The organism is Moorena sp. SIO3E8, assembly GCF_010692445.1.
In the GTDB taxonomy this organism is placed as follows: Bacteria; Cyanobacteriota; Cyanobacteriia; order Cyanobacteriales; family Coleofasciculaceae; genus Moorena; species Moorena bouillonii.
In genome coordinates this window covers 90,881-114,631 of record NZ_JAAHHM010000004.1, presented here as the reverse complement: position 1 = coordinate 114,631, position 23,751 = coordinate 90,881, and the positions used below count along the sequence as shown (strand labels likewise).

General features: G+C 44.8%; 32 protein-coding genes. 21 read left to right on the top strand and 11 right to left on the bottom strand.

Going from position 1 to position 23,751, the window contains the following annotated elements:
• Nucleotides 1–344 precede the first annotated feature (344 nt).
• Nucleotides 345–518, top strand: a complete 174-nt coding sequence (locus tag F6K46_RS03450) for a hypothetical protein (protein WP_293055362.1) — start codon at nucleotides 345–347, stop codon at nucleotides 516–518.
• A 162-nt stretch (nucleotides 519–680) separates the two neighbouring features.
• Here the strand turns inward: F6K46_RS03450 and F6K46_RS03445 are convergent, their stop codons facing one another.
• The 4 genes from F6K46_RS03445 to F6K46_RS03430 form a co-directional block, all read right to left on the bottom strand.
• Entirely contained in the window at nucleotides 681–1,154 is a 474-nt protein-coding gene (locus F6K46_RS03445) for a hypothetical protein (protein WP_293055360.1), read from the bottom strand.
• Nucleotides 1,155–1,308: 154 nt separating this feature from the next.
• On the bottom strand, nucleotides 1,309–1,944 hold the full coding sequence (locus F6K46_RS03440) for a precorrin-8X methylmutase (protein WP_293055358.1): 636 nt from the start codon (nucleotides 1,942–1,944) through the stop codon (nucleotides 1,309–1,311).
• Between the two features lie 205 nt (nucleotides 1,945–2,149).
• The gene (locus tag F6K46_RS03435; RefSeq protein ID WP_293055356.1) at nucleotides 2,150–3,565 is read right to left on the bottom strand and encodes a zinc ribbon domain-containing protein; all 1,416 of its coding nucleotides are present in this window, start codon (nucleotides 3,563–3,565) and stop codon (nucleotides 2,150–2,152) included.
• Nucleotides 3,566–3,751: 186 nt separating this feature from the next.
• Nucleotides 3,752–3,940 carry a hypothetical protein gene (locus tag F6K46_RS03430; protein ID WP_293055354.1) on the bottom strand — a complete coding sequence of 63 codons (189 nt, stop codon included), beginning with the start codon at nucleotides 3,938–3,940 and terminating at the stop codon, nucleotides 3,752–3,754.
• A gap of 411 nt (nucleotides 3,941–4,351) precedes the next feature.
• Here F6K46_RS03430 and bchB point away from each other — a divergent pair, with 411 nt between their 5' ends.
• The 5 genes from bchB (at nucleotide 4,352) to F6K46_RS03405 (ending at nucleotide 9,458) form a co-directional block, all read left to right on the top strand.
• Entirely contained in the window at nucleotides 4,352–5,878 is a 1,527-nt protein-coding gene (gene bchB / locus F6K46_RS03425; protein ID WP_293055352.1) for a ferredoxin:protochlorophyllide reductase (ATP-dependent) subunit B, read from the top strand.
• Nucleotides 5,879–5,926: 48 nt separating this feature from the next.
• Complete coding sequence (locus F6K46_RS03420; protein ID WP_293055350.1) at nucleotides 5,927–6,163, top strand: hypothetical protein; 237 nt, start codon at nucleotides 5,927–5,929, stop codon at nucleotides 6,161–6,163.
• A gap of 523 nt (nucleotides 6,164–6,686) precedes the next feature.
• A complete protein-coding gene (bchL, locus tag F6K46_RS03415; protein ID WP_070391049.1) occupies nucleotides 6,687–7,550 on the top strand; it encodes a ferredoxin:protochlorophyllide reductase (ATP-dependent) iron-sulfur ATP-binding protein in 864 nt (287 codons plus the stop codon).
• Nucleotides 7,551–7,824: 274 nt separating this feature from the next.
• Nucleotides 7,825–7,956 carry a hypothetical protein gene (locus tag F6K46_RS03410; protein WP_293055348.1) on the top strand — a complete coding sequence of 44 codons (132 nt, stop codon included), beginning with the start codon at nucleotides 7,825–7,827 and terminating at the stop codon, nucleotides 7,954–7,956.
• Between the two features lie 98 nt (nucleotides 7,957–8,054).
• Nucleotides 8,055–9,458, top strand: a complete 1,404-nt coding sequence (locus tag F6K46_RS03405) for a ferredoxin:protochlorophyllide reductase (ATP-dependent) subunit N (RefSeq protein ID WP_293022906.1) — start codon at nucleotides 8,055–8,057, stop codon at nucleotides 9,456–9,458.
• A 202-nt stretch (nucleotides 9,459–9,660) separates the two neighbouring features.
• Here F6K46_RS03405 and F6K46_RS03400 read toward each other — a convergent pair whose 3' ends face one another.
• Together F6K46_RS03400 and F6K46_RS03395 are read right to left on the bottom strand one after the other, a co-directional pair.
• Nucleotides 9,661–9,957: a Fis family transcriptional regulator gene (locus F6K46_RS03400; RefSeq protein WP_293055346.1), complete on the bottom strand. Its 297-nt coding sequence runs from the start codon at nucleotides 9,955–9,957 to the stop codon at nucleotides 9,661–9,663.
• A 7-nt stretch (nucleotides 9,958–9,964) separates the two neighbouring features.
• Nucleotides 9,965–10,303 (bottom strand): type II toxin-antitoxin system RelE/ParE family toxin, encoded by a 339-nt coding sequence (locus F6K46_RS03395; RefSeq protein WP_075896501.1) that lies wholly within the window; start codon nucleotides 10,301–10,303, stop codon nucleotides 9,965–9,967.
• A 129-nt stretch (nucleotides 10,304–10,432) separates the two neighbouring features.
• On the opposite strand from F6K46_RS03395, the gene F6K46_RS03390 reads away from it, so the two are divergent.
• From F6K46_RS03390 to F6K46_RS03370, 5 genes are all read left to right on the top strand, one after another.
• Nucleotides 10,433–10,678, top strand: a complete 246-nt coding sequence (locus tag F6K46_RS03390; RefSeq protein WP_293055343.1) for a hypothetical protein — start codon at nucleotides 10,433–10,435, stop codon at nucleotides 10,676–10,678.
• Nucleotides 10,679–10,707: 29 nt separating this feature from the next.
• Nucleotides 10,708–10,944: a hypothetical protein gene (locus F6K46_RS03385; protein WP_293055341.1), complete on the top strand. Its 237-nt coding sequence runs from the start codon at nucleotides 10,708–10,710 to the stop codon at nucleotides 10,942–10,944.
• Between the two features lie 490 nt (nucleotides 10,945–11,434).
• Complete coding sequence (locus F6K46_RS03380; RefSeq protein WP_293055339.1) at nucleotides 11,435–11,644, top strand: hypothetical protein; 210 nt, start codon at nucleotides 11,435–11,437, stop codon at nucleotides 11,642–11,644.
• Nucleotides 11,641–12,495, top strand: coding sequence for a phage baseplate assembly protein V (locus tag F6K46_RS03375; protein WP_081431195.1), 855 nt, complete (start codon nucleotides 11,641–11,643; stop codon nucleotides 12,493–12,495). The genes F6K46_RS03380 and F6K46_RS03375 overlap by 4 nt, the downstream gene beginning before the upstream one ends.
• Complete coding sequence (locus F6K46_RS03370; RefSeq protein WP_293024002.1) at nucleotides 12,495–13,010, top strand: hypothetical protein; 516 nt, start codon at nucleotides 12,495–12,497, stop codon at nucleotides 13,008–13,010. The genes F6K46_RS03375 and F6K46_RS03370 overlap by 1 nt, the downstream gene beginning before the upstream one ends.
• On the opposite strand, the gene F6K46_RS03365 is transcribed toward F6K46_RS03370, so the two are convergent.
• Nucleotides 13,007–13,189 carry a hypothetical protein gene (locus F6K46_RS03365; RefSeq protein WP_293055337.1) on the bottom strand — a complete coding sequence of 61 codons (183 nt, stop codon included), beginning with the start codon at nucleotides 13,187–13,189 and terminating at the stop codon, nucleotides 13,007–13,009. The genes F6K46_RS03370 and F6K46_RS03365 overlap by 4 nt on opposite strands.
• Here F6K46_RS03365 and F6K46_RS03360 point away from each other — a divergent pair.
• Nucleotides 13,180–13,422 carry a hypothetical protein gene (locus F6K46_RS03360; RefSeq protein ID WP_075899936.1) on the top strand — a complete coding sequence of 81 codons (243 nt, stop codon included), beginning with the start codon at nucleotides 13,180–13,182 and terminating at the stop codon, nucleotides 13,420–13,422. The two genes, F6K46_RS03365 and F6K46_RS03360, sit on opposite strands and share 10 nt — an antisense overlap.
• Nucleotides 13,423–13,786: 364 nt before the next feature.
• Here F6K46_RS03360 and F6K46_RS03355 read toward each other — a convergent pair whose 3' ends face one another.
• The gene (locus F6K46_RS03355; RefSeq protein WP_293055335.1) at nucleotides 13,787–14,614 is read right to left on the bottom strand and encodes an Rpn family recombination-promoting nuclease/putative transposase; all 828 of its coding nucleotides are present in this window, start codon (nucleotides 14,612–14,614) and stop codon (nucleotides 13,787–13,789) included.
• Between the two features lie 273 nt (nucleotides 14,615–14,887).
• On the opposite strand from F6K46_RS03355, the gene F6K46_RS03350 reads away from it, so the two are divergent.
• The 4 genes from F6K46_RS03350 (at nucleotide 14,888) to F6K46_RS03335 (ending at nucleotide 19,986) form a co-directional block, all read left to right on the top strand.
• Nucleotides 14,888–15,310: a GPW/gp25 family protein gene (locus F6K46_RS03350; protein ID WP_075899940.1), complete on the top strand. Its 423-nt coding sequence runs from the start codon at nucleotides 14,888–14,890 to the stop codon at nucleotides 15,308–15,310.
• Nucleotides 15,311–15,314: 4 nt separating this feature from the next.
• On the top strand, nucleotides 15,315–17,375 hold the full coding sequence (locus F6K46_RS03345; RefSeq protein ID WP_293023989.1) for a baseplate J/gp47 family protein: 2,061 nt from the start codon (nucleotides 15,315–15,317) through the stop codon (nucleotides 17,373–17,375).
• Nucleotides 17,376–17,399: 24 nt separating this feature from the next.
• Nucleotides 17,400–17,840, top strand: a complete 441-nt coding sequence (locus tag F6K46_RS03340) for a hypothetical protein (RefSeq protein WP_293055332.1) — start codon at nucleotides 17,400–17,402, stop codon at nucleotides 17,838–17,840.
• Nucleotides 17,841–18,030: 190 nt separating this feature from the next.
• Nucleotides 18,031–19,986, top strand: a complete 1,956-nt coding sequence (locus tag F6K46_RS03335; protein ID WP_293055330.1) for a hypothetical protein — start codon at nucleotides 18,031–18,033, stop codon at nucleotides 19,984–19,986.
• 207 nt (nucleotides 19,987–20,193) lie between these two features.
• Here F6K46_RS03335 and F6K46_RS03330 read toward each other — a convergent pair whose 3' ends face one another.
• Entirely contained in the window at nucleotides 20,194–20,319 is a 126-nt protein-coding gene (locus tag F6K46_RS03330; protein WP_293055328.1) for a hypothetical protein, read from the bottom strand.
• 10 nt (nucleotides 20,320–20,329) lie between these two features.
• Here F6K46_RS03330 and F6K46_RS03325 point away from each other — a divergent pair, with 10 nt between their 5' ends.
• From F6K46_RS03325 to F6K46_RS03315, 3 genes are all read left to right on the top strand, one after another.
• Complete coding sequence (locus F6K46_RS03325) at nucleotides 20,330–20,620, top strand: hypothetical protein (protein WP_293116769.1); 291 nt, start codon at nucleotides 20,330–20,332, stop codon at nucleotides 20,618–20,620.
• A gap of 291 nt (nucleotides 20,621–20,911) precedes the next feature.
• Nucleotides 20,912–21,082 carry a hypothetical protein gene (locus F6K46_RS03320; RefSeq protein ID WP_293055324.1) on the top strand — a complete coding sequence of 57 codons (171 nt, stop codon included), beginning with the start codon at nucleotides 20,912–20,914 and terminating at the stop codon, nucleotides 21,080–21,082.
• Between the two features lie 14 nt (nucleotides 21,083–21,096).
• Complete coding sequence (locus F6K46_RS03315) at nucleotides 21,097–21,252, top strand: hypothetical protein (protein ID WP_293055322.1); 156 nt, start codon at nucleotides 21,097–21,099, stop codon at nucleotides 21,250–21,252.
• Between the two features lie 29 nt (nucleotides 21,253–21,281).
• Here the strand turns inward: F6K46_RS03315 and F6K46_RS03310 are convergent, their stop codons facing one another.
• Nucleotides 21,282–21,710 carry a transposase family protein gene (locus tag F6K46_RS03310; RefSeq protein WP_293055320.1) on the bottom strand — a complete coding sequence of 143 codons (429 nt, stop codon included), beginning with the start codon at nucleotides 21,708–21,710 and terminating at the stop codon, nucleotides 21,282–21,284.
• Between the two features lie 77 nt (nucleotides 21,711–21,787).
• Here F6K46_RS03310 and F6K46_RS03305 point away from each other — a divergent pair, with 77 nt between their 5' ends.
• A complete protein-coding gene (locus F6K46_RS03305) occupies nucleotides 21,788–22,048 on the top strand; it encodes a hypothetical protein (protein ID WP_293055318.1) in 261 nt (86 codons plus the stop codon).
• Between the two features lie 28 nt (nucleotides 22,049–22,076).
• Nucleotides 22,077–23,366 (top strand): formylglycine-generating enzyme family protein, encoded by a 1,290-nt coding sequence (locus tag F6K46_RS03300; RefSeq protein WP_293055316.1) that lies wholly within the window; start codon nucleotides 22,077–22,079, stop codon nucleotides 23,364–23,366.
• Nucleotides 23,367–23,610: 244 nt separating this feature from the next.
• On the opposite strand, the gene F6K46_RS03295 is transcribed toward F6K46_RS03300, so the two are convergent.
• Nucleotides 23,611–23,745: a hypothetical protein gene (locus tag F6K46_RS03295; protein WP_293055314.1), complete on the bottom strand. Its 135-nt coding sequence runs from the start codon at nucleotides 23,743–23,745 to the stop codon at nucleotides 23,611–23,613.
• Nucleotides 23,746–23,751: the final 6 nt, after the last annotated feature.

Sequence of the window (23,751 nt, the reverse complement as noted above, 5' to 3'; positions counted from 1 at the left end):
CCTGTTCCCCATTCCCGATTCCCGATTCCCGTTTCCCGATTCCCGATTCCCGATTCCCGATTCCCGATTCCCGATTCCCGATTCCCGATTCCCGATTCCCGATTCCCGATTCCCGATTCCCGATTCCCGATTCCCGATTCCCTTAATTAATTGGTAGTTGAGGATTCTCAATTTTTTTAACTTATGGCCAATATGGCAAGACTTTTATATTAGCCATGGGAGAATTTGATATCAAGAATTAATAAAAATTAATTGGATATATAGTTATCATGGAAATCTCTGATTTAGGGTTCACCGAGAGGTGAGAAAGTGACAGCTTTGTCTCTGACAGTAGTGATCATAAAATGGCTGATGTTGTCGGTGGTAAAAGTCGCAGGATTCGTTGGCCGAATAATGACGAACCGGAGCAGGAGCCTATAACCTTTGAGAGCATACGCATAGAATTACCGTATTGTCCTCTTTACTTCTTTCCTGATGGCACAATTGGGCATAAGTGTTTTGATACTCGTCCTTTTTAAGGATAGCGGTAATAATATTCATTTATCTTATTCATAAGGTACACAAGATTTATTCTTTGTTCCCTGTTCCCTATTCCCTATTCCCTGTTCCCTATTCCCTATTCCCTGTTCCCTAAAATCCACAACTTGTGTACCTCACCTATTTGATAAATGCTATAGTCACTAAACCCAGCCAACCACATCTTTGATTTGATATATCGCCAGCTCCCGGTCTATATGTTTCTTGGCTTTAAGAATCGGGGTGTTAGGACTTTTGTACCAGCGCTGGGAGCGGAAACAAAAACCATTGGGCGTTATTGCCTCCCAACTATAGCGAGTGCGATCAATCAATAACCAGATTTCATAGGAGTGATAGGTCTGTTGGGGAAATTTAAGAATACCAATTTCTAGCAGAATGCTCATGCGCATCCGCGATCGCTCTATACGTTTGAGTAATTCCAGAAAACACAATGCTGCCCGTTTAGCCGCCTCATGAGTTGGGTAACGGTAGCGATCGCGGGGTTCAAATTTGAAGTCTCGACTACTAAGGCGGAAATGAAACTTGCCTGAAGCATCTTCGACATATATCACACTCCAAGGGGTTTTCGGGTACTTTACACAAAAACCTGGAGCTATTAGTTTAACCGCAGTTGCCATCCTTATCCCTTTGCTAAACCGTTGCTGACAGGATCTTAACCAAATTTTTATCGATCACCAACGGAGGGTTTTGGTCAATGAGCCTGACCGAAGGTCATTACCCATTACCGATTAGCCATTATTCTCAATCATTCCACAATTGGGCAACGCCCTTTTAGGCATGTGAGAGATCAATATCATCCTGGCCGTAGGCTTGCCAAGCCAAGTCTACTAAGCCATCAACAATAGCAGCCGCCACTACCGCAGAACCCTTACGACCATCAATCCGAATGTGGGGAATTAAAGAATCCCTCAACCGAGATTTAGCCACATCCACCTCTACAAATCCCGCAGGTACCCCAATCACCAAGGCTGGTCGAATTTCCTCTGCCTCAATCAACTCCACCAATACTGTCAAAGCTGTCTGAGCTTGACCAATAACAAAAATTCCTTCTGGATAGCGTCTAGCTAAGGTTTGCATCCCCCAGGCTGCCTTAGTCTTTTCTTTTTGCGGACGAGTGAGGGTTTCCATGCTGCAATACACTGGATTAGCAAAGGTATCTTGAATGTGGGGAGTGATACCCACTTGTACCATTGGCACATCTACTACAATGGTGCTACGAGCAGCGAGAGCAGCTGCTCCTGCTTGTAATGCCCGCTCAGAAAAATGAATCAGAGACTTATACTCAAAGTCGGCTGTGGCATAAATCACCCGCCGCACAATCTCGTATTCTGCTGGTGAAAAGACATGCTCGCCTATTTCACGGTCAATAATTGCCAGACTTTGGGCATCAGTTATATGCCATTCCATGAGGAGATACTCTTAAACCGTCATTAATTAGGATAAACCCGCATCAAACGGTCAAGGTTCAATTTATTGCTGTCCGAGTGAGGAGTGGTCATGCAGTAATTGGAGTTAAACCTTCCACCCATCTGTCTGGACGTTCCTCACATCTCGATGAGGAGTTGCTTGAAAGCCTGAGCAAAGCTCATGTTTACAATCAAGGCAACCAAGCTCAACTGCATCTAGCAGACTCAATCCCATTCATGCACAAGAAACGCGCAGTACGGCGCAATAATACTGCCTGCACCTCGGCTTTACTCATATACCGGGTGATGTCCTTATCCGTACCTCTGCTAAGGACATTTGTGGCAGCATTATGGTCAGCCTGTAACACGACCCCATCAAATCCGGTAAAATTGTCCCCAGTCCTTTTCCCGAGAAGGGTTCCATTCCTGGAGTCAACTTGCGACGTGTAGCTAGGTTGAACTTCTGTCACGACTGAACCAGTCCAATCAGCCCATTTCTGTATAGAGTCCCGCATTTCCCCCTTCATCCAACTATTAAGTTTGCGGGATGCCGCTTTGGACTGGCGTTTATTTTTAAATTCTCGTGTTAAATCTTCTGAAAAAACTTTTAATGACTCTCCGTTAAACAGAGATTTGGATGCGGCTCCTATGATCGCCTTTAATACTGATTGATCTTGTCTGTAGCGTTTATTTTCTGTTTTCCGGGTGAGATTATTTTCCAGAAGACGAGCTGACTTAGCCTGGTCTATTTTTTTTAGCTTCTTATGTAACGCCCAGAGTTTTCCTCTTTGGCGATTTTTGTTACAAATACGATGGCCAAAAGGCCACGCTACGCGAACCGATTTTTTAGTAGTAGCTTTCCCTAATTCTTTTCCATGTGCTTGACCATCTGAGTCATAGAAAGCCTCTGTGTATCCTTTGTCTATCCCAATAGAGCGGCGGTTGCCGGGCACAACGACCGTTCCATGATCTACCAAGAAGTGAACTTCAAACCTTTGCAGGATTTGATTATGGATTAATCTAATCTGTCCTTTTATTTTCCGATTAGACCTAACAATTATTTTGTTTCTTTTTCTTTTTTGTAATCCAGCTAGTTCTAACTGGTAAGTGTTACGAGAGAGTCGTTTGCAGTTATAACCTACTTGTTGATAAACTATCTGGTTTTTGACCCAAGAGTGCCCTCGTTTAAACTCCTTTATAACAAGCCTGTGAAGAAGTGGTAATCGCTGAAAAGCTAAGGTCTTAAGCTGTTTGCAAAGTTCTTTTCTGGTCTTTTGATTGTCCTTCCCCGGAAATCGTTTGTAGATTTTCTTGATTACCGCATCGGTACAGGCCGCCTGGCTCGCTGTAATGGCTTTCGCTACATCATTAATAGTCCAATCCATTAACTTAGCAGGTAGCCCCAAGGTATCGGGAGTCCTGAAGCTCTTCACTTCCGGGATAGCCTTTTTCCAGTCAAGGCTCCAGTGACTGATGCTACCTAATTTGTTGTAAGACTCAGATCTAACAATGCCTAACTTTTTCATAGTAGACAGCAACTCAATTTCAACCGACTTGGTTATCCCCACCACAGGGACGATTTGAGTCGATCTCCTTTTTGCTACTCCTACTTTTCTTGGCATCGTCACAAAACTCTGTGTCAATTGTCTCGATTATACTCTAGCGCTAAAGAAATGTCAATGTCTATTTTGTGATATTAAATACCGTTTCGTTTTATCCCGTTTTTTTGCTACTTAATTGCGCGACTCTTCAGACAAACTGGTTGTGATTATTTTGACATTATTATGCTTGCTCTAGTGGTTTTCATATTAGGGAATAGGGAATAGGGAATAGGGAATAGGGAACACGGAACAGGGAACACGGAACAGGGAACACGGAACAGGGAACAGGGAACAGGGAACAGGGAACAGGCAAGAGGAAAAACTGATCTGACTCCCCATCTCCCCATCTCCCCATCTCCCCACACTCCCCATCTCCCCATCTCCCCATCTCCCCATCTCCCCCACACTCCCGACTCCCGACTCCCGACTCCCGACTCCCGACTCCCGACTCCCTACTCCCTGTAACTAAAAATTAAGAATAATTGCAATTTGATTCAGATTCTCTTATATCCCTAATCGATATGTTTAGCTTGGCAAGAGGATTTGGCGAATTAGATACCAGGGAAAGAACACTTATCCCTAAGGATAGTCATTACCTCGGACTTCTGAGAAAATCTAAATCACGAGAGGTCTTAAGGCTGAAGGCTGAAGGCTGAAACTCTCTTGGTTGCTGAGTAACAAATCCATAAAATTGTTACATTTTTGATGATTGATGCTTAATGATTGATGCTTAATGCTTAATTTTTGATGTTTGATGATTGATGTTTGATGCTTAATGCTTAATCTTTTAACAAGGGAGAATAGGATATGAAATTGGCTTACTGGATGTATGCAGGTCCTGCCCACATTGGCACACTGCGCGTTGCGAGTTCTTTTAAGAACGTCCATGCTATTATGCATGCCCCCCTAGGGGATGACTATTTCAACGTGATGCGCTCCATGCTAGAGCGAGAGCGGGATTACACTCCGGTAACTGCTAGTATTGTTGACCGGAACGTGCTAGCAAGAGGTTCTCAGGAAAAAGTGGTGGACAATATCACCCGCAAGGATCAGGAGGTAAACCCTGATCTAATTGTGCTCACCCCCACCTGCACCTCCAGTATCCTACAAGAAGACCTGGAGAACTTCGTAAACCGGGCTCAGATGGATGCTAAGGCTGATGTGATGTTGGCAGATGTGAACCACTACCGGGTCAATGAATTACAAGCGGCTGACCGCACCCTAGATCAAATTGTTCAGTTCTACCTCAACAAAGCCCGCAAGAAGGGTGAGCTGCCAGAGGGCAAAACTGCAAAACCCTCGGTGAACATCATTGGTATTTCTACCCTTGGCTTCCACAATCAACACGATTGTACTGAACTGAAGCGGTTGATGGCTGATTTGGGTATTGAAGTTAACGAAGTCATCCCAGAGGGAGCGTCTGTCCACAACCTGAAAAATTTACCTCGGGCTTGGTTTAACCTGTTGCCTTATCGGGAAATTGGCTTGATGAGTGCCCGTTACCTGGAAGAAGAGTTCTCGATGCCCTATGTCGATATTGCTCCTCTGGGTGTGGTGGAAACTGCTCGTTGTATCCGTAAGATTCAGGAAATCCTTAATGGTCAAGGTGCTAATGTCGATTACGAAGAGTACATCGACAACCAAACCCTGTACGTTTCTCAAGCTGCCTGGTTCTCTCGCTCCATCGACTGCCAAAACTTGACGGGTAAAAAGGCTGTGGTTTTCGGAGATAATACCCACGCTGCCGCTATGACCAAGATTCTGGCACGGGAGATGGGTATTCATGTGGTGCTGGCTGGTACCTACTGCAAGTATGATGCAGATTGGTTCAAGGAGCAGGTGAGCGAATACTGTGATGAGATCCTGATCAGTGATGATAATGGTCAGATTGGGGATGCGATCGCACGAATTGAACCTGCTGCAATTTTCGGTACCCAAATGGAACGGCACGTTGGTAAGCGCTTGAATATTCCTTGTGGTGTGATTGCTGCTCCCATTCATATCCAAAACTTCCCCATCGGTTATCGCCCCTTCATGGGTTACGAAGGTACTAACCAAATTGCTGATTTGGTCTACAATTCCTTCACCTTGGGTATGGAAGACCACTTGTTGGAAATCTTTGGTGGTCATGATACCAAGGAAGTGATTACCAAGGGGATCTCTGCTGATTCTGACCTGAACTGGAGTAAGGACGCTAAAGCAGAACTGAATAAGGTGCCTGGTTTTGTTCGCGGTAAAGTAAAGCGCAATACTGAGAAGTTTGCTCGTGAGCGTGGCTTTAGTGAAATCACTCTTGAAGTGATGTATGCCGCTAAGGAAGCTGTAGGGGCTTGAGCTTAATACAGATTTAACCTGTATCAGAGGAGATAGGGAGATGGGGAGATGGGGAGATGGGGAGATGGGGAGATGGGGAGATGGGGAATCAGATCAGTTTTCCCGATTCCCAATTCCCGATTCCCGTTCCCCTCCTGGGAGGGGTTAGGGGTGGGTTCCGACTCCCGACTCCCGACTCCCAATTCTTTTTACCTCTTTCAAATTCTCTTACTAGACTGGCGCTATATCGAGAATATTGCCGTGATTGCTCCGAAAAAATTTAATTATTATTTACAAAAAATCTGAATAGCTAGACCCGCCTATGGCTTCTGGTGGGTATGGATGATTTTGCCCAGCCATGGTCTATGGTGAGCAACGTTAACTCTTACAGGATTTACCCATTTTCCCATAAATCCCCCAAACTTAGGGGACTTTTTGAGTAGTACCCCCCCTTACTTCACCCTGGTGATTTAATATTTTTGTTTATTGTAATACTTTTTTATAATTTTTTTTATAAAAATAGTTATTTAAATATTAAATTTAATAAATAAGATTTAAATTGCTTGAGATAATTGCTTAAACTCAAAAAAATCGATTTAAGCTAATTTAAAGGCTAGATCGATCAAAAAAACCCTGTATTTTCTAGTGCAGTTGGTGAATAATGCAATAAGCGCCGAAAGCCAAGCAATCTATCGCTGGCTTTAGGGTCCCTCGCTTAACTAGTGCCTGAGATAAATCAAGCAAGCATAATTTTGGCAATTATGCTTTCGGCTGGCTTAGGGGCAAAGACAAAAGAAGAATTTTTATCTGAAACAGGAGATAACTAAAGGTGAAACTTTCAGTTTATGGAAAAGGTGGTATCGGTAAGTCCACAACTAGCTGTAATATCTCAGTTGCCCTAGCTAAGCGGGGTCGCAAGGTGCTGCAAATTGGCTGTGACCCGAAGCATGACAGCACATTCACTCTGACTGGTTTTCTGATCCCTACCATTATTGATACCCTTCAGGAAAAGGATTACCACTACGAAGATGTCTGGCCTGAAGATGTGATTTACAAAGGTTATGGTGGTGTTCATTGCGTAGAAGCTGGTGGTCCCCCGGCTGGTGCTGGTTGCGGTGGCTATGTAGTTGGTGAAACTGTCAAGCTGCTCAAGGAACTGAATGCTTTTGATGAGTACGATGTGATTCTGTTTGACGTTCTGGGTGATGTCGTCTGTGGTGGTTTTGCTGCTCCCCTGAACTATTCCAACTATTGCATGATTGTCACGGATAACGGTTTCGATGCGTTGTTCGCTGCTAACCGGATTGCTGCTTCTGTTCGTGAAAAAGCTCGCACTCACCCGCTGCGTCTGGCTGGTCTGATTGGCAACCGCACCTCTAAGCGCGATTTAATCGATAAGTATGTCGAAGCTGTGCCCATGCCAGTGTTGGAAATTCTGCCACTAATTGAGGACATTCGTGTCTCTCGGGTTAAGGGCAAAACGATTTTTGAAATGGCAGAAACTGACCCTAGCCTGGAACCGGTTTGCCAATACTATCTCAATATTGCTGACCAAATTCTGGCACAGCCTGAGGGGGTTGTACCTCAAGATGCACCAGACCGGGAGTTGTTCTCTTTGCTGTCTGACTTCTACCTCAATCCTCAAACCCCAGCAGTGACTGAGGAAGAAGAATTAGACCTGATGATGGTGTAAGCAAAGGTTAGGAGGTTAGGAGGTTGAAGGTTGAAGGTTAGGAAGTTGAAGGTTGAAGGTTAGGAGGTTGAAGGTTAGGAGGTTGAAAGTTAGCAGGTTGAAAGTTAGCAGGTTGAAAGTTAGCAGGTTGAAAGTTAGGAGGTTGGAGGTTGAAATTTAGGAGGTTGGAGGTTGAAAGTTATAACAGTAAACCTGAAACCATTCAACAGTTAACAGTAAACCTTAAACCAAATAACCTTAAACCAAATAACCTTAAACCTTAAACCAACTAACCTTGGCCTTTGGCCACGCTACGCGAACAACCTTCAACCTTCAACCAAATAACCTTCAACCAAATAACCTTCAACCTTCAACCTTCAACCTTCAACCTTTAAAACCTTCAACCCTTAAAACCTTCAACCCTTAAAACCTTCAACCCTTAAAACCTTCAACCCTTAAAACCTTCAACCCTTTAACATTCAACCCTTAAAACCGACGAGAGAAACCAGGAGAGGAGAATTTTAAATGACTGTTGCTCAAACCCCTCAAGCCCTAGATTTTGAGTGCGAAACTGGGAATTACCATACCTTTTGCCCGATTAGCTGCGTGGCATGGCTTTACCAAAAGATTGAAGATAGCTTCTTTTTGGTGATTGGTACTAAGACTTGTGGCTATTTCCTCCAAAATGCGATGGGGGTGATGATTTTTGCTGAGCCACGCTATGCGATGGCGGAGTTGGAAGAAGGGGATATTTCGGCTAAGCTCAATGATTACGAGGAACTGAAGCGGTTGTGTTTGCAGATTAAACGCGATCGCAATCCTAGTGTGATTGTCTGGATTGGTACCTGCACTACCGAAATTATCAAGATGGATTTGGAAGGCTTGGCTCCCAAGCTGGAATCTGAGATTGGGATTCCGATTGTGGTGGCTCGTGCTAATGGCTTAGACTATGCTTTCACCCAGGGTGAAGATACAGTATTGGCCGCTATGGCTCACAAGTGTCCGAAGGAAGCACCCCAGGTGGAAGAGGAGAAACAAGAACGGAATGCGATCGCAAAACTCCTCAACTTTGGACGCCAGAAAGAAGAGGTGGCTGCGGAAGAGTCAGACTATGCGGATCATCCACCCCTAGTGTTGTTTGGCTCCCTACCTGACCCGGTTGTGACTAACCTCACCCTAGAGTTGAAGAAGCAGGGGATTAAGGTGTCTGGTTGGTTGCCTGCTAAGCGTTACACGGAATTGCCAGTAATAGAAGAAGGTTACTATGTTGCTGGGGTGAATCCCTTCCTCAGCCGCACCGCTACTACTCTGATGCGCCGCCGCAAGTGTAAATTAATTGGCGCACCTTTCCCCATTGGTCCGGATGGCACTCGGGCTTGGATAGAGAAAATGTGTTCTGTGTTTGGTATTGAACCAAAAGGCTTGGCAGAACGGGAAGCTAAAATTTGGGAAAGCTTGGAGGATTATATCCAGCTGTTGCGTGGTAAGTCAGTATTTTTCATGGGGGATAACTTGCTGGAAGTTTCGTTAGCTCGTTTCCTCGTTCGTTGCGGGATGACTTGCCATGAAATCGGTATCCCTTACATGGATAAGCGTTATCAGAAAGCGGAGTTAGCTCTGTTAGAACAGACTTGCCACGAAATGGGTGTACCAACTCCTAAGATTATCGAGAAGCCAGACAATTACAACCAGATTCAGCGGATTTATGAGTTGGAGCCGGATTTGGTAATTACCGGTATGGCTCATGCTAATCCTTTGGAAGCACGGGGAATTAATACTAAGTGGTCCGTTGAGTTTACCTTTGCTCAAATGCACGGCTTTACTAATGCCCGAGACATTCTGGAATTGGCAACTCGTCCGTTACGTCGTAATAACAGTCTCAAGGATTTGGGTTGGGATAAGTTAGTGAAAGAAGAGGCTAAGGTATAGCGATTGTTAAGGGAGTAGGGAGTAGGGAGTAGGGAGTAGGGAGTAGGGAAGAGGGGTTTTTTAAGGTTAAAAATACCTTTTGATTCGCTTTAATTCCTCCTATCTCCCTATCTTCCTATTTCCCTATCTCCCCACCAATCAAATTTTAGTAGTACCCCAGAAACAACCCTGCCCTAAGGAAGGGCAGATAGCGTGGGCAAGCTTACACTTCACTATCAACTAATTGAAGCTGTAACCGCTTACCGAGTGCATTAGCTGCCCGTTCAATTGTGCTCAGGGTTACAGAGGTGTTGTTTGGATCTAAAAGACTATCTAAAGCTGCACGACTGGTTTTCATGACCTGGGTCATTTCAGTTTTAGTCAGTCCTTTTTCAAGCATCCCCTGTTCGATTTGCCAAGCTAAAACTCGTTTGAGAGCTACGGCTTCAACTTCAGCAAGGATGTTATCTTCTTCTAAAAGTGCATCTAAGGAAGAACCAATATAAGGATTATTATTCATTGTTCGTTTATAAGTTGCGTTTTCGTGCGTTAGCTAAAGCTAATTCTTGTTTGGGCGTTTTTTCGGTCTTTTTGATGAATCCATGTAACAAAACCATTTGATTGTTATGAATGCAGAAAAGAACGCGGGCAGTGCGGCCATTAGGTAAGTTAGTACGGACTTCAAATAAACCATTTCCCATCGGGCGACAGGTAGGCATACCAATAGGCCAGCCGTACTCAACAGTTTTGATGTCTGTGCCAATTAACCGCCGTTCCTCCTTGTCCAAACTTAAGAGCCAATCACGGACAGGTTCGTGATTAGATTCAGTTTTATAAAACTTAGCAGGAATTCGTTTAGAGGTCATTGAGCTAATTAACCCTTTTTGATACACTCCGTCAAGATATAGCGCTACGCTTAGCGTCAGAAGTTAAAAGTCAGAAGTCAAAAGTAAGCTAGGACTAGGTTTAGGAGTTTAGAAATGTCCGCTATCTGAATGCGTAGTGCTATATACTTGGAACGTGCATCTGGCTGTGGAACAGGCATCTTGCCTGTTTCATTTCCAGGCGGGCAGGATGCCCACTCCACTGATATTGATTCCCTCCCTCTAATTCCCTGTTCCCTATTCCCTATTCCCTGTTCCCTATTCCCTATTCCCTGTTCCCGACTTCTGAAAGAAGTCAACATAGCAATTTTCGTCATTCGCATCAGAATTACACTAGTCCTCCTGCTCAGCTGCTAACTTGGGATCAGCTGTTGAGGTGAATCTACATGAGTGTCTATCAGCGGAAGCTTTATGCTCTAATGCATCAGGAGCTCCAAGACCAAAACCCATTAGCGTGCTACGGAAACAATCTAGATCAGCTGCAAAACTGGTGGCAGCAACTGGTAGACCAGCAGGAGCAAAGTCAGGTTCTGCCAAATGCGATTGACCAAAGGTCACGCTACGCGATGAAGCGAAGCTTCCGCCAAAGGCGATCGCTAGTTCCTCTGACCGGGTTAATCTAGGCGCAGTTCTTAACACAAACAGTAAAAATTGTCAAGTAAAGCATCCGATCAGCGGTCAACAGCACCAGATAGACTCTTTTAATAGAATCAGTAATTAGTCTCGGGGGGAGACAAGCGCACCCCATTAAACTAAGCCAGTGAGTCACCTCACTGACTCGTCTTCAAAACCGGGCGTGAAAGTTTCCCTTCACCCGGCTCCTCGTTGTAGGAACCATTGACATTGGTACCTCTACCAGGGATGGGCATCATTTGAGTACTGTACCTGATTCAATCTTCGGTACAACCAAGGAGAATTCTTTGAGTTGCATTTTGCCCTTCGCACCTTGATGACAATTACCAGTTTACATGCTTTTCAAGCTTAACCGAACCGTATTGGGCTTACTCTTGGCTTACGAAAAAAGAGGTTAAGGGTACTGCTGGTTCCGGTTCTGGTTTTACGACTCTACGACTGACTGACCCCACAGCTCGTACCCAGGCAGTTGCTCAGAAAATGGCTGAGGCGGTTTTGGCTAAGCAGCGCCAGAAGCAACGGGGTGAAATTAAGGTGCTAGGTAATGCTAATGTCAAGCTAGGAGATGAGATCAAGGTGTCAAAAATGCCGATGGCTACCCTGAATGGTAGCTTCAAAGTCACGGGAGTGAGCCACCGTCTCAATCGCCGTAGTGGTTTTTGTACTGTAATTGATTGGGAGGAAGTGTGACAGACTCGATTGTTGGAGTAATGCAGAAGGTTGCTCGGCAGGAAGCACGTAAAGTTTACACTACTGAGTTGGGGATTGTGACAGCGGTGTTTCCCCATACCTCTGAGAGTGACAAGGACAACTACCAATGTTCAGTCAAGTTAAAGAACAAGAAACAGCCAGACGGCAAAGACTTTGAATTGCGCAAAGTGCCAGTAGCAACCCCCCATTTAGGACTGGTTAATATTCCCAATGTTGGGGATTTGGTGTTGGTTACCTTTATTGGGGGTAATCTCAATGCTCCTGTGATTATTGGTCGGCTCTACAATGACCAAGACCAACCCCCTGTCAACAAGGAAAAGGAATTCTACCTACAAAATAACCCGAAAGACGGGGGTAGTTTGAAAATTGATCAGGAGGGGGTAGTTACTATTACTAGTAAAAATGAGAAACAGGTGATTACTGTCGATGATGAAAAAATTGATCTCACCAACGAAAAGTGCCATGTCACCCTGGAAGGAGGAGATGCTACCCTGAAAAACGAAAAATGTACCGTGGCTTTATCTGGTGGTAATATCACTATTGATAACGGCACCTGCAAGATTAAAGTTGAAAGTGGGGGCATCACCATTGATGCAGCTAGCTCTAATGTCACCGTCAAAAGTGTAGGTTCGATCAAGATTGGGGATGCAAGTACGGCTTCTGTACAAGTTGGTGGACGGTTACCGGCTAATGCGGTTGGTGATAGTGACGATATTATTCTGAGTACCCACACCCATGTGGGTAACCTCGGCGCTCCCTGTCCGGTGATGGTGCCAACAGAGAAGATTAATTCAATTCAGGCCAAGGCGAGAAATACCAAGGTGGGGTAATGGTTAGAATCAAAGGGGCAAATAGCGATTATAAATTTTTAAATGGCTCAATTCAAGATCTAAAAGGAGACCATCCTGTTTACCTCAAAATTTTCGTCTGTCCTTATGATATGCCTAGCCCCATTGAGGAACCTGATGAAAATGGTTGGTGTGAGGGGACAGATGAGCAATGTCCTCATGGTAAAAAGAATGGTGAAAAAAGTCCTGGTCATGCTCTAATTTGTTTACATCAAGAGGATGGTATTTCCCTAGAAACGAATAACAACGTAACGGCAACCGGACCCCTGGTGGCTGAGAAGGGAATCACGATTAAGGATGAGCTGGTGTTGGATGTCTCAGAGGCAAAGGCGGGGTTGGTGATCACGATGAAGGGAGAGGAAATTTTACGCCTTAATATTTCTGATCAAGGTGATATCGAATTGTCCCCTCTCAATCCATCAAAAACTCTTAAAATTAACGGCAATTTGGAGGTAACTGAAGGCTTGACGGTTGCAGGTAAGGAGTTACCAATTTAGGGAATCGGGAATCGGGAATCGGGAATCGGGAATCGGGAATCGGGAATCGGGAATCGGGAATGGGTGATGGGTAATAGGTAATAGGTAATGGGTAATGGGTAATGGGTAATGGGTAAAGAATATTCTATTATTTGACTGTAGACAATTAAATTATAAATAGAGGAGATTAATGAAATCACAGCTTCAAGAAGCGGTCAACATTGCTCAGTCGCTTTCATTAGTAGAGCAGCTTGAACTACTCAAAATACTATCCACAATTATTCAAAAGAACCATGCCCTAGAAATTAAAACTATACCAGAAGGCGATAATACTGACTTTTCAGCAGAAAGCTTTCGCAAATCTTGGCAGCAAGCTGTGACTGGACAAACCCTACCCATTTCTCAAATCTGGGAGGGAATTGATATTGACTGACGCTCCGTTAGTTGAGGTGCAACTTACTCCTGAGTTTCAGCGTAAATTGAGAGCAGTCAAAAAAATACCAATTAAAGTAGGGTGGGCAAAGTTATCTTATCTAGAAGACTCATGTGAACCAAAATGTTTTTGCCCACCCTACAAGCTTGTTTGTAAAATCAGAATCAGACCTCAAAAACTGCTGCCGAACTCTCATTACTTATAGCAAGTATTATAGCTATGAGATACAAAGGGATCCCCCTAAATCCCCCTTGAAAAGGGGGACTTTGAGGTTTATAAGCGTACCTCACAACTGTAAATAACGCTATATAACCCATAACCTATTACCCATTACCTATTACCTAACTATGGGATGGTTTTTATTTCAACTATCCGTTGACTGCTCGAGCACCTGTTTCACTTGTTCAACTTCTAATTCTAAAGCTTGGGCAACTTGTTCTATGGTTAACCCCAAAGCTAACAACCGAGGTATGGACTCTAATTTGGCTTGAATTTTACCTTCAAGTCTGCCTTCTTGTATACCTTCAAGTCTGCCTTCGGCTAAAGCCTCCTGATAAACTTTGGTTTGCCGTAAATCACTTAAGCTAAACATTGCTTCTATCTCCCTACGACTGAGTTTGGGTAACTTATACACCAGTATGGTCTCTATTAATTGTAGAAGTTCTGTTCTTTGTCGTTCATTCTCGATCTCCTCAGTGGTCCGTTGAATCAACTCTTGAGCAAGTGCTATCGCAGTATCTTCCTTGGTGACAATTAGCTGTACTGTGGCTATACCCACCGATGTTGCAGATATCTCGGCTAATTCATCGAGATAAATCCGAGATACCCTTGGGGAATCGAGTAATTCTCGATACCTAAGAGTTGCTCCTTTATCCACATTGCGACTAGGGTAAATCACCACACCACGCCAATCATTGCTGAGTTCAGTTTGGTCTAAGTACATGAAAATTTCACTAAAGAAGCGGGAGTAAAATTGAGAGTCCCTCTGAAATTGGACTTCTACAAAATAAATCGGTTGTTGGGCTGTGGTAGTTGTCGGCAGGAATACCCCATCAATTCTAAAAGCTAGTTGTTTGACTTCCACAGAAGCGAATTGATAACCAAGTGCCTCAGTAGCACAATGGTGAATTAATTCAAAGAAAATACTGGGAAACGATTGAAACAGGCGATAGAAGATGGTGTCGGTTTTCACATTCAGCTCATTACTTAACTATACCTAGTCTAATCATAATAGTAATGATAATCGCAATGGGTAATGGGTAAGTTGAGTAGCCTATTGCTTCTCAAGACTACTCAACAGTAGAATTGGCAAGGGCTTAAGCTGGCTCTTGCTCCAGCCTATGCGCTACGCGCACGCTGCGCGAACAGCTATCAGCCATTACCGATCAGCCTATGCGCTACGCGCACGCTGCGCGAACAGCTATCAGCCATTACCGATTCCCCATTCCCCATTCCCCATCACCAAATGGAAAAAGATTTATTATTCACTCGCCGCCACAGCGGACAATTCATTTCTGAGCGACAATTCGTAGACCTTCAAAGTGTCAATCGTGACTTGGCCACAGCGACAGGTTTAGATAATTTGGCTCAGGCAATTCTCAATCGCCTTTACACCCGTAAAGGGGAGCTGGCGGCTTTGGGACATCCCAATTATGGGTCACGGCTCCACCTGTTAGTGGGTGAACAAAATAATAATCGTCTTCGCTCCCTTGCTAATCTCTATATCCGTGAGTGTCTAGCTCAAGAACCTCGGATAGAAGAAATCAAGGCCATAGATTTTGAGCCTCCCTCTCGTCAGCAACGTTATACACTCGTAGCAACTTTAGTCCTTAAAGCTGTAGGCCAGGAAACACCCTTGACCCTGAGCTTTTCCCTACCTGGAGGGTAATTTGATGGTTTTTGAAAAAAAAGGCTTTGCTCAACTGTTCGAGGCCATGCAGAGTCGCACTCCTCCCACACTAACTGATTTTCAAGAAGGCAGTGTGGTGCGCACTCTATACGAATCTTTTGCTTGGGAACTCGCCGTCCTCTACGAGCAGATGCAACGGGTATATCTCTCTGGTTTTGTGGATACCGCCGAAGGCATTGACCTTGACAAAGTTGTTGCCATTTTAGGCATTAAGCGGGGAGAACCGGACTATGCTACCGGAAAAGTTACCTTTACGCGAGATCTGGGCATTGATGAAGATATTTTTATTCCCAAAGGTACACTAGTAACTACGGAAGATACCCAGGAGTCTCCCAAAAAAGCCTACAAGACCATTGAAGAAGGCAAGATTTCCAAAGACCAAACCACTGCCCAGGTGAGAGTCCAGGCTCTACGACGGGGTAAAACAGAGGAAACTGAAGCTGAAACCATTGTGGTGATGCCTCAGCCGGTAGTGGGGGTGAAGTCAGTTAATAATCAAGAAACCCTGGGATTTACCGGTAAACTACAGGAGAGTGACGAACAACTGCGCCAACGAGCCAAGCAAACCTTGTTGGCGACCAGTGGCGGTAATACTACTTCCATCCGGAATGCTCTGTTGAGTTTACCTGGGGTGAGGGAAGTGCAAGTTAGAGAAAACTTCCACTTCCCTAGGGGCAAGGTAATGGTTACTCATCGTGAGTCCCTTACTGAAGAGCTTAAGGTTCCCAAAGGGACAACTATAACACTCCAAGTCTCAGACACAAAAACTAAAGACTATCACACCACTCAAGAGGTAATCCTCTCAGCAGGTCAAAATCCAGCAGTGGAGGTGGAGGTAGAGGCTGGTATTCCTGGAGCAGCTGGGGAAGCTCAGGCTAATGCAACTTGGAAAGAGTTAGTGGTTGATAGGGTAACTCTTACGGTTAGCAATGAGCGGCCTATTTCACGACAAGACTTTGGCATTATTGAAATATTCGTTGATGGCATTGATTTTACAGATCTTGAGAAAGTTAGTCAGCTCAAACAGGAAATTGACCGAGTTAAGGCAGCGGGAATCTACCCATTACTTAAACCGGCGACAGCAGTGAACGTTGATGGGGTATTCCAACTTGAACTCCAACCAGAACTGAAACTGTCTCCAGAGGAACGGCTACAGTTGGAAGAACAGGTCCAGCAGACAATTATCTCCCATCTCAAAGACCAGAAAATGGGTCAACCCCTGCTGATCTCTCAACTCACGAGGAAGATACTAGGCTGCAACGGTGTCAATGATTTAGTTGATTTTACCCTCACGACCAGTATTCGTAATTCAGAAGGCACTGAACTGTCTACCCAGCACTATAAATCCTCCGAAACGCCAGTGAAACGGCTAGAAGTAGATATCTTAGAAAAGTTCACCCCCCACTCGGTTCGCGTTGCCTCAGAAATCAAACCCCTGCTTGTAGCCTTACAAATTAAGGCTCAAGCACTAGATGACCAGAAACAACAGGCAATTGAAACAGCGCTAAAACAATATTTTGCTGACTTCAAACCATCCCAGGAAGTGGTTAAAAGTGAGATTAAGGCAAGAATTGAAACAATCACCACCATCGAAGCAATCAAGTTAATTCCCTCCTTCTGGCAACCAGGGATTCCCTTTGATGGCGAAACCGTTAAGGTCACGTTTGTGGAGCAGGCTCAGCTCAGTTCGGTATTTCTCTATGAGAGATTACTCACCATTACTGGAGCATTGAAGTTAATCCTACCGGTTACAGTTACCCAACAAGAGAAGCAGCACATTTACCAACAGGTTGAGGAGCAGGTTAGTGCTTATTTTGAGCAACTCCAACCAGAAGAAAATATTCAACTTGAGCAGCTGGTTAAGCAAGCAAAAACCGTAGAATCAGTGCTAGATATTAATTGGAAACTGGAGGATTTTCGGTTTATTAATGGGGAAGATGCTGAGGATAGAATTGACCGAGACCAGAAGCAAATTCAGGTAAACAAATTTGAAAAAACTCAGTTAGGTGATGCTGATAAGTTTATCATTACCAGCGATATCTAGGTTGTTGAGGTTGCGATCGCTACTTTGAATTTAAGGCTAACTCCGGCGGTTGCAGTTCCCGAAACTGTTGCTCCAGCACAACTTAAGAGTGCCATGAAAGCTGCAGTTACAAGTATTGTGACTCCCTCTCTGGAGCAGTTACCCAAACTAGCAGTGGGAGAAAATCTGGATTATAACCAATTGAAAACTCTGCTGCTGGTGGATATCAGGACTAAGGCAGGCAATCTGGCCAAGGAAATCCTTAAGATTTTCATCAGCAATGGCCAAGTTTCAAAGGAAAATCAGGAGAAGTTAATGGAAGCACTCCGAAGCTTTCTCGGAGATTCTAGCTACACGATTGATCAGCTTGAACTCAGAGCCAAGGGTAGCTCCTATCAGGACAATATTCCCATTGCGATTGTAGAACGCGCAGAGATTCAGTTACAAGTGCCGTCTACTTTGGAAATTGTAATTGAAGATAAGTAATGTAGCAATTCTCTATCCCCTGAGGTGGGGATCCCCCTAAATCCCCCTTAGCAAGGGGGACTTTTCCCAGCTAATTGGATTCTTGTTCCCCCCAGAATTGGGGGGCTAGGGGGGCAAAATTCAGTATCAAAAAACTTTTCAGATATCCTCTTAGAAAGGGGGACTTTGAGTAGGTAATAGGTAATAGGTAATGGAAAAACGCGGCAAAACCACCAGCATCAGCAATCGGTTTCCTCACTTCTATGACGGAGCCAATGTTGAGAGTTTGCTCTACCAATTTATTGATGTCTTTGGCGTCTTGCTAGAGCAAGGGGAAACCGACTTGCTCGCTGTGATGCGTTCCCATCATGTGGATACCGCTGACAATGAAGGGTCTCAAGGCTTTATTGCTAACAAAAAGGGAGATTTAGATCAACTTTTTGCTCTCTACCTAGAAGCTTTAGGGGGCACCTCTCAACTGGTACAGGTTAGTCACCAGTTTAGTCCAGGGAGTCTTAAAAATGTCAGTAACTTGGCCAAGAAACTTCATGAAGGCAGGGATGAACTGTCTCAGTATTTGCGATCGCAACTTGATCACGATACCAAGACCCTTCTGGAGCGCTATCAGGTTGCCCAGGCTCAATTTAACCTAGAGTCTTTCAGGGATCTGCCCGGTCTGGCCATTAAGCTGTTGGTTGCTACCGTTGATACCGATCCACTCAGTCATTATCTCAAGATTCACTTGCCCCCAGAAACCCTGGAACTGCTGAATCACTATGACGGTTTCCCCCCGCTTCCTGAACCCCTAGAGCAGGGACTGGTGCAAACACTCAACCAACAGCTGGTTAATCCCTCCCTCTATGGGAAAAATAAGCCATACTTCCAAACCCTGACTCTTAGCAAAGCCGCTCAGCAACTGCTGGCACAACAACCAATCGGGGAAGACCGACAACGTCTCAATCGCTTGTTGTTAGACGCTGCCTATCCAGACTATATCAGCCCTAGCCCTATTCCTACTCTGGCGGAGGTAGACCAGGGGTTAATTAAGGGACTGAATCGGTGTCTTGAAGACCCCTCACTATACCAAAAAACTTACCAAGACACCGACCAACCCCGACCAGAAACCCCTCCCCAGGGAAATGATCTGATTATCCAGAATCGGCAATTGCTAGAAGCAGCCTATCCCAATGAGATTGCCAAGAGTTATGCTCCTTACCGAGAGCGACTCAAAGGCTTGATTCAAATCCTCCGTCAAGGAGCAGCTACCAAGCAAGGGATTATTGATTTGGTGGCAGCCAACTTGGGAATTTTAGGAGATTCTCCCGCAGCTCAAGCTGCTAAGGAAACCATTGAAATTAAAGAGTTCATGCCTCGGCTGACTCAGTTGCATCCTCATAATCAGCCAGAACATTCCTACGTGCTGACACTTGGGGAAGAATTTGAGGTATATAACCCCAACCCGCACCCTGAGGACATCGAAATTTTCCTGGCAGTTCAGCCAAATCTCCCTATGGTATTATACAATGTGCGAGTTGTTAGGTGCGATACTGAAGAATCGGTTACTTACCAAGGAGAAGCGAGGGCATCCGATGTATTGTCCTTTCGAGAGAATACTGTTGAAGTCAACGGTAAACCTTATGCAACAGAAGGAACGCCCCAACTACCAACCCAAACCTCTCGCTGGCGGCTGGAAGCCCAGTTAGCTGATGGGGTTCCCCTGGCCCGATTTGACCAACAGCGCTTTGGTGAAACCACCTTTGCCTTGAGTCAACCCGCCGTCTCTCTGGAAATGAGACTCTACAAACTCACCCCAGGGGTGTTTGAGGTAAAAATTCCTTGGGATATTCCCGGCTTTACTGATAAGTTTCAGCAAGCAGGGGATCATCCTCGTCATCAAATTGCTGGAATTATTGACAAGGTTAAAGCCGCTGGTGTTCTGGGGATGATTACCTATGAAAAGCGCTTTCAGGAAACTCACGAGATGGTAGCACGGTTGGGAGTCGAGCGTTCTCCTTTTCTGGAAGAACATCTTGCCGAAGATACCTTGACTATTAGTAGTCTTCAGGTTCCCTATCCAGAGGGAGTAGTCCACGAAATGTCTGATAACCTGCTTACTTGTGGAGTATTTGACTATACGGGCTTTGATAGCGGCAATCGTTTTGCTTGAGGAAAGGGAGTAGGGAGTAGGGAGTAGGGAATCGGGAGTCGGGAGTCGGGAGTCGGGAGTCGGGATAAAAAACTTAAATATACCTCACTAACCTGGTAAATGCTAACTTTTAACTTTTAACTTCTAACTTTTAACTTCTAACTTCTAACTTCTAACTTCTAACTTCTAACTTCTAACTTCTAACTTCTAACTTCTAACTTCTAACTTCTAACTTCTAACTTCTAACTTCCCGATTCCCAATTCCCGATTCCCGATTCCCGATTCCCGATTCCCGATTCCCGATTCCCGATTCCCGATTCTTAATTCTATGAAAATTGCCGAAAGCCTCGACATGAAAGGTAGGTTGACTATCCAAAAATATAATCCTCAAGATCAGCTGTTGCAGGAAGTTAAAGCTGATAACTCGATTGTTTACACAGGGCGGGAATTAGTTGCCAAGTTATTTACTAATCAAACCATTGATCCGATCCGCTACATCGCATTAGGGACTGGCGGCAGCACCAAAGTTGCTCCAGCTACGGATACTCAATTGGGACAGGAGGTGTTTCAGGGCTATTTCATTCTAAAAATGCGCTTGAGTGTGTCTAGTCCAAACTTGCACCGTCGCTCTGCCTGGGCCATATTTGAGAAGTGATTAGAGCGATAGATATTGAGTGCAAAGTTACGAGCAACCGCAAAGATTTGAGGTAACTGATGCATGCGAATACGTGAAGCATCTTCTCCCTGGGTGAAATCGCGAACATAATGAACCTTATTTTCTACACCCCAATATCCTCGAATGCGCTGAGCAAAAGACTCTGCAGATTCGTTGAAAGAAGCAACATGCGGAGCGTGTTTCCGTTTCCAAACGAAGTTGTCTACCCTTTTTGAATTGTCGAACACTTTCCACTCGAATGAGGGTTTTTAGCCCCGGCCAGGGCTTGATGTGATCAAGTTGTGTGCAGATGCTAACAACTCGTTTCTCAACACGACCATGCCCTTTACTGATGTCAGTGTGACTGTGTTGGACAACAAAGTGGGCTTTGACGCTTTTGAACAGATTGCTCTGATTGCCTTTGAGCGCACCCAGGTAGTGGTTTCCACTTTCAATGATTAACTCAGCTGTTTTTTTTGAGTACTAATCGCATCAAAGGCAAAGACGACACCCGCCTCAGCCAGTTGCTTGATAAATTCAGGCAAAGCTTTGATTTCATTGGTTTTGCTATTGACATGGGTTCGGTTCTAGAATCAAACCTCGCTCAACCAGATAAGCGCTCACTAGTATAATTGCTCGGTGAGGTGGAGAGTCGGGATTATCACCAAGAACGTTGGTACGAGCCTCGTAGGACTTTACCATCAATGGCTTTGGTTTCTCCAGGCTTGGGTTCAATACCAAAAAAACGAGCCAAGGCCGCAGAATACTGCTGATAGTCTAGGTTGATCAGAACACGGCGAATCGTACTGTACGAAGGAAGTCGGCCCAAAGGGGGATCAAATAGTTCAATGAGCTCCTCCCGATAACTAGTGAGCCAGTCACCGATAGCTAGAAATCCTCGATTCCCAGCCGCGATAGCCAGGGTAAACAGGGCTAGACACAGGCTGAGTTGATGCCGTTTCCCGGAAGCATTGCGGCCATCTGGAATATCGACAAAGGCTTCCAAAATCTCAATACGCTCAGGGTTTGACTTTTCTGGGGGAAGGCTTGGAAGTAAGATTGTAGGGGCAGGTGGGGGTGGCAAACCCATGGGAACTCATGAAACACTGGTTTAACCTGTAAATCTAGCATTTATTTGCTTTCATGAGAATGAAATAGCCCTGGGAGGTGTTTCGGAAAGAACTTAAACCGTTTGAGTCCAAAGATTTAATCGAGACTGGAGACGGTGACAGTAAAAAGTGTAAAATTATGTTGTCTGTAGACCTAGATTTTGGGGAACCTGATAAACAGCCAGTTGAGTTGACTGAGGCGGGTTTGTTCAATAGCCTAGAAAAAGGCAAGGGAATCATGTATAATCGAGTGATTTTTCCTGTAATTACCAAGAGCGATAAATTTAAGTTAACTCTTGTGTGGGAAATTTTATTTTAGTGAGAATTAGAAAGCTTAGGGAGCAGCAATGACCAACGGCTTTGAACCAAAACAGAAAAATCCTGGAGATTTGATCCTTTCGGCAGATTGGAATGCCGCCATGGATGAAATTGACCGTTTGGGTAAGACTCTTCAAGACATAAAACAAAAAGCAACAAGCTTCCACGGACCTCTAACCATTGAAGACGCCCTGAAGGTTAAAGGCAACGTAGGAATTGGGACAGACAATCCCACCGCTAAACTGGAAGTCAAGGGAAACCTGAAACTAGAATTCGGAGAAGCGGTTAATGAATTTTCCAGCGATATTACCTTGGCAGACAACTCGAATCAAGCTGTCCCCACGGAACTGGCAGTGAAAACCTATGTAGACAAGCAAGTGCAAGGGTTACAAGAGTCGTTTACAAGCAAAAAGTTGGAAGTCAGTCAGAGTCTGAAACTCGGGAACGGCGTAGAGGTAGCGCAATTTAGTAACACCATCAGCCCATCTAGAGACTCCTCCCTGGTCGTAGTCCCCACGGAACAAGCCATCATCACCTACATCAAAAGCACCTTAGAAAAGTTTGGTTTAGTTTCAGAAATCTTCTTTGATTTAGGTAACGGGGTTATCCTAGAAATGCAACCCATCAAAGCAGGTAGCTTCCTGATGGGTTCGCCCGACAATGAGTCTGGTAGGGAGGCTGACGAAGGACCCCAGCATCAGGTAAATGTACCAGCGTTCTGGATGGGGAAGTATCAAGTAACCCAGCAGCAGTGGCAAGCCGTTGCTAGTTACAAGCCAGTTGACAGGAGCTTGAATGCAGAGCCATCTAAATTTAAAGGCGAGTCTCTCCCAGTTGAGCAGGTAAGCTGGTATGAAGCCAAGGAATTTTGTGCGCGAGTCAATCAAAAACTTGAGGGTCAACTCAAGGAGCGAAAATTCCGTTTGCCCAGTGAGGCGGAATGGGAATATGCCTGTCGAGCAGGTACGACAACTAGATATTACTATGGCGACGACGAGTCAAAACTGGGAGAGTATGCTTGGTACAGTGGTAATTCTGGTAACAAAACTCATCCAGTAGGACAAAAAATACCGAATAACTTTAAATTGTATGATCTGATGGGTAATGTATGGGAATGGTGTCAAGATACTTGGCACGGCGACTATAATCGTGCCCCAATAGACGGCAGCGCCTGGTTGAGTGAAAATGATAATGATAATCTAATACGGCGCGGTGGCACTTGGATCAACTATCCGAGGGCCTGCCGCTGTGCCGCTCGCAACAAAGACTCGCCGGATCCATGGTATGACAACGACGGTTTCAGGGTAGTTTGTTCCTAGGCGTGATATTATTTGCCCTTTTGCCCTTTTACCATTTCCGATTTTATTTTTATTTTACCATCTTCCGCCGCAGGCGGAATTTTTATTTTTTCCTGGAAATGAGCGATTTACCAATTATACAAAGAACCTACGACCTGATCAAGTGGTATGTCCCGAGCCTAAACCGCCTGCCGAGAGACCACAAGTTTATCCTAGGCGATAGAATCCTTCGGGAATTGAGAATTGAGAATTGAGAATTGAGAATTTAGAATGTCATCGGGAATCGGGAATCGGGAATCGGGAATCGGGAATTGAGAATTGAGAATTGAGAATTGAGTAATTTAGATCTTGTAGGGTGGGCAAATGGACATGACTGCTGAGGAAATTGCCAAACTCTCATTATTTG

What these genes read in the sequence shown, in the direction of transcription:
- F6K46_RS03300 (WP_293055316.1), top strand. Translation starts at nt 22,077, where the DNA reads ATGACCAACGGCTTTGAACCAAAACAGAAAAATCCTGGAGATTTGATC.
- F6K46_RS03380 (WP_293055339.1), top strand. Translation starts at nt 11,435, where the DNA reads ATGGCTGAGGCGGTTTTGGCTAAGCAGCGCCAGAAGCAACGGGGTGAA.
- F6K46_RS03395 (WP_075896501.1), bottom strand. Translation starts at nt 10,303, where the DNA reads ATGACCTCTAAACGAATTCCTGCTAAGTTTTATAAAACTGAATCTAAT.
- F6K46_RS03430 (WP_293055354.1), bottom strand. Translation starts at nt 3,940, where the DNA reads ATGGGGAGATGGGGAGATGGGGAGATGGGGAGTGTGGGGAGATGGGGA.
- F6K46_RS03385 (WP_293055341.1), top strand. Translation starts at nt 10,708, where the DNA reads ATGAGTGTCTATCAGCGGAAGCTTTATGCTCTAATGCATCAGGAGCTC.
- F6K46_RS03335 (WP_293055330.1), top strand. Translation starts at nt 18,031, where the DNA reads ATGGAAAAACGCGGCAAAACCACCAGCATCAGCAATCGGTTTCCTCAC.
- F6K46_RS03370 (WP_293024002.1), top strand. Translation starts at nt 12,495, where the DNA reads ATGGTTAGAATCAAAGGGGCAAATAGCGATTATAAATTTTTAAATGGC.
- F6K46_RS03450 (WP_293055362.1), top strand. Translation starts at nt 345, where the DNA reads ATGGCTGATGTTGTCGGTGGTAAAAGTCGCAGGATTCGTTGGCCGAAT.
- F6K46_RS03400 (WP_293055346.1), bottom strand. Translation starts at nt 9,957, where the DNA reads ATGAATAATAATCCTTATATTGGTTCTTCCTTAGATGCACTTTTAGAA.
- F6K46_RS03350 (WP_075899940.1), top strand. Translation starts at nt 14,888, where the DNA reads ATGGAAAAAGATTTATTATTCACTCGCCGCCACAGCGGACAATTCATT.
- F6K46_RS03310 (WP_293055320.1), bottom strand. Translation starts at nt 21,710, where the DNA reads ATGGGTTTGCCACCCCCACCTGCCCCTACAATCTTACTTCCAAGCCTT.
- F6K46_RS03390 (WP_293055343.1), top strand. Translation starts at nt 10,433, where the DNA reads ATGCGTAGTGCTATATACTTGGAACGTGCATCTGGCTGTGGAACAGGC.
- F6K46_RS03445 (WP_293055360.1), bottom strand. Translation starts at nt 1,154, where the DNA reads ATGGCAACTGCGGTTAAACTAATAGCTCCAGGTTTTTGTGTAAAGTAC.
- F6K46_RS03435 (WP_293055356.1), bottom strand. Translation starts at nt 3,565, where the DNA reads ATGCCAAGAAAAGTAGGAGTAGCAAAAAGGAGATCGACTCAAATCGTC.
- F6K46_RS03345 (WP_293023989.1), top strand. Translation starts at nt 15,315, where the DNA reads ATGGTTTTTGAAAAAAAAGGCTTTGCTCAACTGTTCGAGGCCATGCAG.
- F6K46_RS03330 (WP_293055328.1), bottom strand. Translation starts at nt 20,319, where the DNA reads ATGTCGAGGCTTTCGGCAATTTTCATAGAATTAAGAATCGGGAATCGG.
- F6K46_RS03295 (WP_293055314.1), bottom strand. Translation starts at nt 23,745, where the DNA reads ATGAGAGTTTGGCAATTTCCTCAGCAGTCATGTCCATTTGCCCACCCT.
- bchB (WP_293055352.1), top strand. Translation starts at nt 4,352, where the DNA reads ATGAAATTGGCTTACTGGATGTATGCAGGTCCTGCCCACATTGGCACA.
- F6K46_RS03440 (WP_293055358.1), bottom strand. Translation starts at nt 1,944, where the DNA reads ATGGAATGGCATATAACTGATGCCCAAAGTCTGGCAATTATTGACCGT.
- F6K46_RS03360 (WP_075899936.1), top strand. Translation starts at nt 13,180, where the DNA reads ATGAAATCACAGCTTCAAGAAGCGGTCAACATTGCTCAGTCGCTTTCA.
- F6K46_RS03420 (WP_293055350.1), top strand. Translation starts at nt 5,927, where the DNA reads ATGGGGAGATGGGGAGATGGGGAGATGGGGAGATGGGGAATCAGATCA.
- F6K46_RS03405 (WP_293022906.1), top strand. Translation starts at nt 8,055, where the DNA reads ATGACTGTTGCTCAAACCCCTCAAGCCCTAGATTTTGAGTGCGAAACT.